The 10,337-nt window shown below is 70.3% G+C and carries 8 protein-coding genes; 7 read left to right on the top strand and 1 reads right to left on the bottom strand.

All coding sequences use genetic code 11. From position 1 onward, the window contains the following. Window positions 1-105: 105 nt before the first annotated feature. On the bottom strand, window positions 106-1,032 hold the full coding sequence (locus tag DFR41_RS25300) for a helix-turn-helix domain-containing protein (protein ID WP_211322661.1): 927 nt from the start codon (window positions 1,030-1,032) through the stop codon (window positions 106-108). Window positions 1,033-1,150: 118 nt separating this feature from the next. Here DFR41_RS25300 and pobA point away from each other — a divergent pair, with 118 nt between their 5' ends. From pobA to DFR41_RS25265, 7 genes are all read left to right on the top strand, one after another. After that, window positions 1,151-2,323, top strand: a complete 1,173-nt coding sequence (pobA, locus tag DFR41_RS25295; protein WP_114804764.1) for a 4-hydroxybenzoate 3-monooxygenase — start codon at window positions 1,151-1,153, stop codon at window positions 2,321-2,323. 349 nt (window positions 2,324-2,672) lie between these two features. After that, window positions 2,673-5,240, top strand: coding sequence for a nitrite reductase large subunit NirB (gene nirB, locus DFR41_RS25290; protein ID WP_114804763.1), 2,568 nt, complete (start codon window positions 2,673-2,675; stop codon window positions 5,238-5,240). A gap of 11 nt (window positions 5,241-5,251) precedes the next feature. Beyond that, a complete protein-coding gene (gene nirD, locus DFR41_RS25285) occupies window positions 5,252-5,593 on the top strand; it encodes a nitrite reductase small subunit NirD (RefSeq protein ID WP_114804762.1) in 342 nt (113 codons plus the stop codon). 35 nt (window positions 5,594-5,628) lie between these two features. Further along, entirely contained in the window at window positions 5,629-6,441 is an 813-nt protein-coding gene (locus tag DFR41_RS25280) for a formate/nitrite transporter family protein (protein WP_017758768.1), read from the top strand. A gap of 34 nt (window positions 6,442-6,475) precedes the next feature. Further along, window positions 6,476-8,230 carry a bifunctional protein-serine/threonine kinase/phosphatase gene (locus DFR41_RS25275; protein WP_114804775.1) on the top strand — a complete coding sequence of 585 codons (1,755 nt, stop codon included), beginning with the start codon at window positions 6,476-6,478 and terminating at the stop codon, window positions 8,228-8,230. A 128-nt stretch (window positions 8,231-8,358) separates the two neighbouring features. After that, the gene (atpD, locus tag DFR41_RS25270) at window positions 8,359-9,825 is read left to right on the top strand and encodes a F0F1 ATP synthase subunit beta (RefSeq protein ID WP_114804761.1); all 1,467 of its coding nucleotides are present in this window, start codon (window positions 8,359-8,361) and stop codon (window positions 9,823-9,825) included. Beyond that, window positions 9,822-10,328, top strand: a complete 507-nt coding sequence (locus DFR41_RS25265) for a F0F1 ATP synthase subunit epsilon (protein ID WP_244917875.1) — start codon at window positions 9,822-9,824, stop codon at window positions 10,326-10,328. The genes atpD and DFR41_RS25265 overlap by 4 nt, the downstream gene beginning before the upstream one ends. Window positions 10,329-10,337: the final 9 nt, after the last annotated feature.

The following is a 10,337-nucleotide window of genomic DNA, read 5'->3' as shown; positions in this document are numbered from 1 at the left end:
TCATGACCTCAAGCGCTCGAACCGCCCGGTGCGGACCCGCATGCCGGGTGGTGTGGGAGGGGCTCCGTCGACAATGACGGACCCCTATCCCGATTTGGCGCGAGCCTATGCCGCCGCCGTCGTGGGGGCAGCCGCCTCACCGACCGTGGCCGGCTGGCTCACGCGCGCCCGGAACTCCCGCGGCGAGCAGCCGCAGGTGCGCGCGAAGACGCGGCTGAAATGCGCCGGATCCTCGAAGCCCAAGGCCTCGCCCACGGCGGTCACGCTGGCCGTGGTGTAGGCCAGGTGGCGCCGGGCTTCGCGCATGCGCCGGGCGTCCACAAGACGGGAGATGGGCAGGCCCGTGGCGACGCGCGCCACGCGGCTCAGATGGGTCGGCGTGACGGCCAGCGCGGCCGCGTAGTCGCTCACCCGCCAAGCCGAAGCGAAGTGCCGTTCGAGCAGGGATTCGAAGCGCCGCAGCAGGCGCGATCCAGCCAAGTCCACTGCCTCGGCCTGTGCCACGCCCAGCGCCTGGGCCGCGAGGCCGAGCACGGCGGTGCCCAGACCGCGCAGCACCAGGGCGCGCGCGGGATGCATGGGCGCCACGAAGGCCTCGGTGAGCGCGGCCAGCAGCGTGCCGAGCGTGGCTGCGCTGGCCTCGTCCACGGTCTGGGCCGAGGCGCGCGAGACCAACGAACGCGCCTCGGGAATCGCAGCCAGCTGAGCGTCCACCAGTTCGTCCGGCAGGCTCACCACCCAGCCCTGCGTGCCTGGAGAGAAGGCAAAGGCGTGCACCTCGCCGGTCGGCACGTTCACCAGCGTGTGGCTACCCAGCGGCGCCGGACCGGCCTCCAGCCAGGCCGTGCCCTGCCCTTGCTGCAGCCAGAGCAGCTGGTGCAGCCGATGGTGGCGGTGGCGTGCCAGCTCCCAGTCGTGCAGGACGGATCGGGCGGCGATGGTCTCGCAGTGCAGCACGTCGGGCAGGTCGCCCGCCTCGCCGAAGAGCGCATAGGAACGGATGGTGGGAGCCTTGGCGCCTGGAGCATGCATGATGTTCGAATCGTACAAGTCCGGACGCGTTCGATCCATTCCGGCCGGGGCGATGCAGCGCCAAGATTCGGGCCAGCCAGCCAGCGCTGGCAACCGTTCCAACCAGGAGACTGCATCCATGAAAACCCAGGTCTGCATCATCGGCGGTGGCCCTTCCGGCCTGCTGCTGTCCCAACTGCTCGATCTCAAGGGCATCCGCAACGTGGTGCTCGAAAAGCACAGCCGCGACTACGTGCTGGCGCGCATCCGCGCCGGCGTGCTGGAGCATGGCTTCGCCGAACTGATGCGCGAAGCCCAGTGCGGCGAGCGCATGGACCGCGAGGGCGAGATCCACCACGGCTTCTTCATCTCGCACGACGGCCAGATGGACCGCATCGACCTGCACAAGTACTCGGGCGGCCAGTCGGTGGTGGTCTATGGCCAGACCGAACTGACGCGCGACCTGTACGAAGCGCGCGACCGCGCGAAGGGCCAAGTGGTGCATGACGCGCAGGACGTGCAGCCGCACGACCTGGCCACCGATGCGCCCTGGGTCAGCTACCGCAAGGGCGACGAGGTGATCCGCATCGACTGCGACTTCGTCATCGGCGCGGACGGCTTCCACGGCGTCAGCCGCAAGTCGATCCCGGCGGATGTGCTGCGCGAGTACGAGAAGGTCTATCCCTTCGGCTGGCTGGGTGTGCTCTCGCGCACCAAGCCCGTCTCGCCGGAGCTGATCTATGCGCGGCACGAGCGCGGCTTCGCGCTGTGCTCGATGCGCTCGCAGGTTCTCAGCCGCTACTACATCCAGGTGCCGCTGACCGACACGGTCGAGGCCTGGAGCGACGAACTCTTCTGGGCGGAGCTGCAGCGCCGGCTGCCGGCCGAGGTGGCCGGGCGCCTGCAGACCGGGCCCTCCATCGAGAAGTCCATCGCCCCGCTGCGCTCCTTCGTGGCCGAGCCGATGCGCTGGGGCCGGCTCTTCCTGGCCGGCGACGCCGCCCACATCGTGCCGCCCACGGGCGCACGCGGCCTGAACACCGCCGCGTCCGACATCCACTACCTCTATCACGCGATGGTGGACCACTACCTCAAGAACGACTCCACCGGCCTCGATCAGTACTCGGCCAAGGCCCTGGCCCGGGTGTGGAAGGCGCAGCGCTTCTCCTGGTGGATGACGACCATGCTGCATACCTTTCCGCAGAACAGCGGCTATGACGTCGCGCTGCAGCGCACGGAGTTGGACTACCTGCTTTCTTCCGACCGGGCCAAGGGCGTGCTGGCGGAGAACTATGTCGGCCTGCCGTTCTGATTGAAGGAGCGGCCACCGGGGCCAGCGGGCCCATCTTTGGTGCGCCGCACAACCCATGGCGGGGCGCCGCGTCCCGCCACGCCCGCCAAGCCCCCGTCCTCGGGGGCTTTTTCTTTGGCACGGAGCTTGCGTGATCTGACCCGGAGCCCCGGCAGTGTCGCCGTTGCGGCTCCAGCGCCCCCGCCAATGCCGGCGGAACCCCGCGCGTGCGGTGCCTCTGTCGGCGCCTGCCTCACGCGGTTGTTCCCACACGATCTGCATCCTCGCTCCGGCGGCGGCGCCCTCCTCCCGGTCATCCATCGCCGGTGAAGGCGATCCTCCGCACCGCAGGGTGCGCGCAGGACCCCTCATGAAACTCATCGTCGTTGGCCACGGCATGGTCGGCCACAAATTCCTCGAAGAGCTCGCCGCGTCCTCCCTTTCCCAGGCAGACGTCACCGTGCTGTGCGAAGAGCCGCGGCCTGCCTACGACCGCGTGCACCTGTCCGAATACTTCAGCGGCAAGACGGCCGAGCAGCTGTCGCTGGTCGAGACCGGCTTCTTCGAGCGCAGCGGCTTCTCGCTGCGCCTGGGCACCCGCGCGGTGGCCATCGAGCGCCGCAACAACACGGTCACCACCGCCGACGGCGAAGTACTGCCCTACGACAAGCTGGTGCTGGCCACGGGCTCGGCGCCCTTCGTGCCGCCGGTGCCCGGCCGCGAGCGGCCACACTGCCATGTCTACCGCACCATCGAGGACCTCGAAGGCATGAAGGCCTCCGGCGCCAAGTCGAAGAGCGGCGTGGTGGTGGGCGGTGGCCTGCTGGGCCTGGAATGCGCCAAGGCGCTGCGCGACCTGGGCCTGGAAACCCATGTCGTCGAATTTGCGCCACGGCTGATGGCGGTGCAGGTGGACGAAGGCGGCGGCCGCATACTGCGCAGCAAGATCGAGGCGCTGGGCGTGCAGGTGCACACCGGCCGCAACACGGTGGAGATCACCGACGGCGCCACCGCCCGGCACCGCATGGTCTTCTCCGACGGCACATGGCTGGAGACCGACATGATCGTGTTCTCTGCCGGCATCCGGCCACAGGACGCCCTCGCCCGCCAGAGCGCCCTGGCCATCGGGCCGCGCGGCGGGGTGGCGGTGGACAGCCACTGCCGCAGCGCCGACCGCGACATCTACGCCATCGGCGAATGCGCCTCGTGGAACGAGCAGCTCTACGGCCTGGTCGCGCCCGGCTACGAAATGGCCCGCGTCGCCGCCCGCCACCTGGCCGGCGACGCCGAAGCCGCCTTCGCGGGCGCCGACATGAGCACCAAGCTCAAGCTGATGGGCGTGGACGTGGCCAGCATCGGCGATGCCCACGGCCGCACGCCGGGCGCGCGCAGCTTCCAGTACGTGGACGAGATCAAGCAGGTCTACAAGAAGATCGTGGTCAGCGCCGACGGCACCCAACTGCTGGGCGCGGTGCTGGTGGGCAATGCCGACGAATACGGCACGCTGCTGCAGATGGCGCTCAATGGCATCGCCCTGCCCGAGTCGCCCGAGTTCCTGATCCTGCCCTCCAGCGACGGCCAAGCCAAGCCGGGGCTGGGCGTGGACGCGCTGCCGGACACCGCGCAGATCTGCTCCTGCAACAACGTCAGCAAGGGGCAGATCTGCGCGGCGGTGGGCGAAGGCGCCTGCACCATCGGCCAGATCAAGGCCTGCACCAAGGCCGGCGCCACCTGTGGCGGCTGCGTGCCGTTGGTCACGCAGGTGATGAAGGCCGAGATGAGCCGCCGCGGCCTGGCCGTCAACAACCACCTGTGCGAGCACTTCCCGCATTCGCGGCAGGAGCTTTATCACCTGGTGCGCGTGGGCGGCATCAAGACCTTCGACGAGCTGCTGGCCAAGCACGGCAACGGCCTGGGCTGCGACATCTGCAAGCCGACGGCGGCCAGCATCCTGGCCTCGTGCTGGAATGACTTCGTGCTCAAGCCCGAGCTGGCCAAGCTGCAGGACAGCAACGACTACTTCCTGGGCAACATCCAGAAGGACGGCACCTACTCGGTGGTGCCGCGCATGCCCGGCGGCGAGGTCACGCCCGATGGCCTGATCGCCGTCGGCCAGGTGGCCAAGAAGTACGGCCTCTACACCAAGGTCACGGGCGGCGCGCGGGTCGACATGTTCGGCGCCCGTCTGGAGCAACTGCCGCTGATCTGGGAAGAACTGATCGCCGCCGGCTTCGAGAGCGGCCATGCCTACGGCAAGTCGCTGCGCACCGTGAAGAGCTGCGTGGGCAGCACCTGGTGCCGCTACGGCGTGCAGGATTCGGTGGGCCTGGCCGTCGAGCTGGAGAACCGCTACAAGGGCCTGCGCGCGCCGCACAAGATCAAGTTCGGCGTCTCCGGCTGCACCCGCGAATGCGCCGAGGCGCAGGGCAAGGACGTCGGCGTGATCGCCACCGAGAGGGGCTGGAACCTCTACGTCTGCGGCAACGGCGGCATGAAGCCGCGCCATGCCGAGCTGATCGCCAGCGACCTCTCCAAGCCGCAACTCATCGCGCTCATCGACCGCTTCCTGATGTTCTACGTGCGCACGGCCGACCGGCTGCAGCGCACCAGCACCTGGCGCGACAACCTCGAAGGCGGGCTCGACTACCTGAAGAAGGTGCTGATCGAGGACAGCCTGGGTCTGGCCGCCGAGCTGGAGATGCAGATGCAGGCCGTGGTCGACACCTACCAGTGCGAATGGAAGACCGCCGTGACCAACCCCGCCGTGCGCAGCCGCTTCCGCAGCTTCGTCAACAGCGAGCTGCCGGACGAGCGCATCGTCTTCGTGAAGGAGCGCGGGCAGATCCGTCCGGCCCGCGCCGAAGAGCGCGGAGCCGATGCGGCTGCTGCGCCGACGAGCGCAGCCGACGAGCCCGCCACCGAAGCCACGCCCGCCTGAGGAGCCCCGCCATGACCACGACCCTCACGCCCACATGGACGGCCGTCTGCGCCGTCTCGGACATCCTGCCCGACACCGGCGTCTGCGCCCGCATCGACGGCCGGCATGTCGCGATCTTCCGCATCGGGGACGACCGCTTCTACGCTATCGACAACGTCGACCCGCAGTCGGGCGCCAGCGTGCTTTCGCGCGGGCTCACCGGCAGCCTGGGCGGACGCACGGTCGTCGCCTCCCCGCTCTACAAGAACCACTTCGACCTGGCGACCGGCGAATGCCTGGAAGCCCCTCAGCACTCGGTGCGCGCCCATGCGGTGCGCGTGGAGGGCGACCGCGTGCTCGTCGCCCTCGCCTGACTCCCTTTCCCCTTCAAGATCCTCAAAGGAATCCCATGGCCTACCTTGCCCCTGCCGAGTTCGTCACCAAGATGGTCGACGCTGGTGAATCCAAGCTGTTGATGTCCACGCGCGACACGCTGATCCGCTCCTACATGGCGGGCGCCATCCTGGCGCTGGCAGCGGCCTTCGCCGTCACCATCACCGTCAACACCGGCAACGCGCTGGTCGGCGCGATGCTGTTCCCGGTCGGCTTCATCATGCTGTACCTGATGGGCTTCGACCTGCTGACCGGCGTGTTCACGCTGGCGCCGCTGGCGGTCTTCGACAAGCGCCCCGGCGCCACCTGGGGCGGCGTGATGCGCAACTGGGCTCTGGTGTTCTGCGGCAACTTCGCCGGCGCGCTCACGGTGGCCGTGTTCATGGCCATCATCTTCACCTTTGGCTGGTCCGAGGCGCCCAACGCCATCGGCCAGCGCATCGGCCACATCGGCGAGGGCCGCACGGTGGGCTATGCGGCCCATGGCGCCGCCGGCATGCTGACGCTGTTCATCCGCGGCGTGATGTGCAACTGGATGGTCTCCACCGGTGTGGTGGCGGCCATGATGTCCACCTCGGTGTCGGGCAAGGCCATCGGCATGTGGATGCCGATCACGGTGTTCTTCTACATGGGCTTCGAACACAGCGTGGTCAACATGTTCCTGTTCCCGTCGGGCCTGCTGCTGGGCGGCCACTTCACGCTGATGGACTACCTGATCTGGAACGAGATCCCCACCGTGCTGGGCAACCTGGTGGGCGGCCTGACCTTCGTGGGCGCCACGCTCTATTCCACGCACTACAAGACGGCGCCCAAGCGCATCAGCGCCTGAGCGTGTGGTTGCGCAGGGCGAGCCGCCGACCACCGTGACGGGCCCAGCTGGAGCGCTGCCGCGCGTCACCCTCGGCCAGCATTCGCTGGCTGCGCCGGGCGGGCCCAACCAGGACTTCCATGGCGCGATGCTGCCGACCGGCCATCTGTTGGCCAGCAAGGGCATCGCGCTGGCGATTGCCGACGGCATCAGCAGCAGCCCGGTGAGCCAAGAGGCGGCGCAGACGGCCGTCGGCGCCTTCCTCGCCGACTATTACGCGACAAGCGAAAGCTGGTCGGTACGCCGCGCAGGCCAGCGCGTCATCGCCGCCACCAATGCCTGGCTGCATGCGCAGACGATGCGCGGCGGCGCCCGCTTCGACAAGGACCGCGGCCATGTCTGCACCTTCACGGCGCTGGTGCTCAAGGGCCGCGAGCTGCACCTGCTGCATGTGGGCGACGCACGGCTGTGCCGACTGCATGCGACGACGCTGGAGCCGCTCTCCGAGGACCATCGCGTGCAGGTGTCCTCCGCCGAGTCCTACCTGGCGCGTGCCCTCGGGGCAGGCGCCCAGGTCGAGATCGACTACCGCTGCTGGGAAGCCGAGCCCGGCGAGGTCTACCTGCTGGCCACCGATGGCGCGCACGCCCATCTCACGGCGGCCGACGTGCACGAGGCGCTGGGCCTGCATGCCCATGACTTCGACGCCGCTGCCGCCGCGCTCGCCCGGCGTGCCCGCGAGCGCGGCAGCGAGGACGACGCGACCGTGCTGCTGCTGCGCATCGACGCCCTGCCCGCGCCCGGCCAGCCCCTGCCCCAGCTCAGCCGCGAAGGACTGGCCCTGCCGCCGCCGCTTGCGCCCGGCATGGCCTTCGAAGGATTCACGCTCGTGCGCGAACTCAAGGTCGGCCCGCGCAGCCATGTCTGGCTGGCGACCGACGACGAGAGCGGCGCGCAGGTGGCGCTGAAGGTGCCCGCGCTGGACCTGCGCGAGAGCGCCGAGGCGCTCGACCGCTTCGTGCTGGAGGAATGGGTGGCACGGCGCATCGACCATCCGCACGTGCTCAAGGCCTGGCCGGGCCGACGCGCGCGGCGCCACCTCTTCGTGGCCATGGCGTATGTGGAAGGCCAGACGCTGGCCCAGTGGATGGTGGACCATCCGCGCCCTTCGCTCGACGAGGTGCGCGCCCTGCTCGACCAGATCGGCCGCGGCCTGCAGGCCCTGCACGGCCGCGAGATGCTGCACCAGGACCTGCGGCCCGAGAACGTGATGATCGACCGCGCCGGCACCGCGCGGCTGATCGACTTGGCCTCGGCCCATGTGGCCGGCCTGGCGGAGGGCCGCGGGCCGCTGGCGGCCGATGCGCCGGGCACGCTGCAGTACATGGCGCCGGAATACCTGCTGGGCCGGGGCGGCAGTGCCCGGTCCGACCTCTTCTCGCTGGCGGCCCTGGGCTACCAGATGCTCACCGGCCAGTTGCCCTACGGCCTGGCCGCGACCCGCGTGCGCCAGCCGCAGGACCTGCGACGCCTGCGTTTCGTGCCGCTGCGCCATCACCGGCCCGATCTGCCCGCTTGGCTGGACGTCGTGCTGCAGAAGGCCATGAGCCCGCAGCCCGCGCGGCGGCAGGAGGCCGTGTCGGAACTGCTGCATGAACTGCGCACGCCCACGGCCGCGCAGCGTCGCGTGCGGCCGCTGCCGCTGGCCGAGCGCGATCCGGTGCGCTTCTGGCAAGGACTGTCGCTGGCGCTGGCCGTCCTGGTGCTGCTGCTGGCAGGCCTTCTGGTGCTTCGCACCCCGTTTTCTTGATCCATATCTAAGGTTCGCGCTGCGGCGCAGCATGGCGCGGCGGAATCGCCGCATGATGCGGCCACCGGTTCCATGCACCCCGGCACCGTCCGAGGCATGGCCGGATTGCTGCATCGCCGCCCTGCCTCATGAACGATCGCCTGCTTGAAGACACCGAGCCTCCAGCGCGCTGGGCGCAGGTCACGGCCGTGCGCGGCCCGGTGCTCGAGCTGCGGTGCGACGAGGGCCTGCCCGGCATCCATGAAGCGCTGATCGTCGACCCCGATGGGGCCGCCGTGGTGTGCGAGGTGCAGTCGCACCTGGATGCCCGGCGCTTCCGCGCCATCGCCCTGCAACCCACCCAGGGCCTTTCGCGGCTGATGCGGGCGCAGCTCACGGGCGCGCCGCTGACGGTGCCTGTCGGGCCGGCCATCCTCGGCCGCCTGCTCGACGTGCTCGGCCAGCCGGGCGATGGCGGCCTGGCGTTGCCCGCCGATACCCCCCGACGCGCCATCCACCAGCCTGCGCCGCCGCTGGCGGGCCAGCGGCCGGACGTGCAGCTGTTTGCCACCGGCATCAAGGTGCTGGACCTGCTGGCGCCGCTGGCCCAGGGCGGCAAGGCCGCCATGTTCGGCGGGGCGGGCGTGGGCAAGACGGTGCTGGTCACCGAGCTCATCCATGCCATGGTGGCCGGCTATGACGGCGTCTCGGTCTTCGCCGGCGTGGGCGAGCGCTCGCGGGAGGGCCACGAGATGCTGCACGACATGCGCAACTACGGCGTGCTCGACCGCACGGTGCTGGTCTACGGCCAGATGAACGAGCCGCCGGGCGCACGCTGGCGGGTGCCGCTGGCGGCCCTGACCATGGCCGAGCATGTGCGCGATGAAGAGGGCCGCAACGTGCTGCTGCTCATGGACAACGTGTTCCGCTTCGTCCAGGCCGGGGCCGAGGTGTCGGGCCTGCTGGGCCGCATGCCTTCGCGCGTGGGCTACCAGCCCACGCTGGCCACGGAGATCGCGGCCCTGCAGGAGCGCATCGCCTCCGGTCCGCGGGCCTCCGTCACCGCCATCGAGGCCGTGTACGTGCCCGCCGACGATTTCACCGACCCGGCCGTGGCGGCCCTGAGCGCGCACATGGATTCGACCGTCGTGCTCTCGCGCGAACTGGCCGCCCAGGGCATCTACCCGGCCATCGACCCGCTGCGCACCACCTCCGTGCTGCTGGACCCGGCCATCGTGGGCACCGCCCATGCGCAGACCGCGGCCGCGGTGCGCGAACTCATCGAGCACTACGACGAGATGCGCGACGTGATCGCCCTCCTCGGCGTGGAGGAACTGGGCCAGGAAGAGCAGCGCCTCGTCGGCCGCGCCCGGCGCCTGCAGCGCTTTCTGACGCAGCCCTTCTTCGTGGCCGCCGCCTTCACCGGCATGGCCGGCCGCAGCGTCACCGTGGCCGAGACCATTGCAGGCTGCCAGGCCATCCTGGCCGGCGACTGCGACGACTGGGACGAGCGCTCGCTCTACATGATCGGTACGCTGGACGAGGCCCGCGCCCACGAGGACGAACGCCGGCGCGGTACCCCCGCCGCCGCGGCCGACGCGAAGGAAGCGGCATGAACACACGCATGGTCCCGCCCCCGGCTGCGCCCGACGCCAGTGCCACCGGCGCCTCGACGGCACCGGCCGCCCTGCACCTGACCATCACCGCGCCGCTGGCCATCGTGCTGGACGAGGCCGACGTCGCTTCGCTGCGCGCCGAGGACGCCAGCGGCGACTTCGGCGTCCGGCCCGGCCATGCCGACTTCCTGACGGTGATCGAGGCCGGCGTGCTGCGCTGGCGCGCTGCCGAAGGGCCCTGGCGTTACTGCGCGCTGCGTGGCGGCGTGTTCAGCGTGGAAGGCGGCCGCAGCGTGCGCGTGGCCTGCCGCGAGGCGACGGTGGGCGATGACCTGGGCGCCTTGCAGGCCCGCATCGCGCACGAGCGCGCCGAGGCGCGCGAGGCATTGCTGCGTGCGCGCAGCCAGGACACGCGCCTGCACGCCCGCGCCATCCGGCAGCTCATGCGCGAGCTGCGTGCTGGCGGCGACACGCTGGGCCTGTCGACGGAGGCCGAGGCATGAGCAGCGGTC

This window comes from Pseudacidovorax intermedius, from assembly GCF_003350475.1.
Lineage (GTDB): Bacteria > Pseudomonadota > Gammaproteobacteria > Burkholderiales > Burkholderiaceae_C > Xenophilus > Xenophilus intermedius.
Note: the sequence above shows the minus strand (reverse complement) of the source record. Positions and strands in the feature narration are given on the sequence as shown.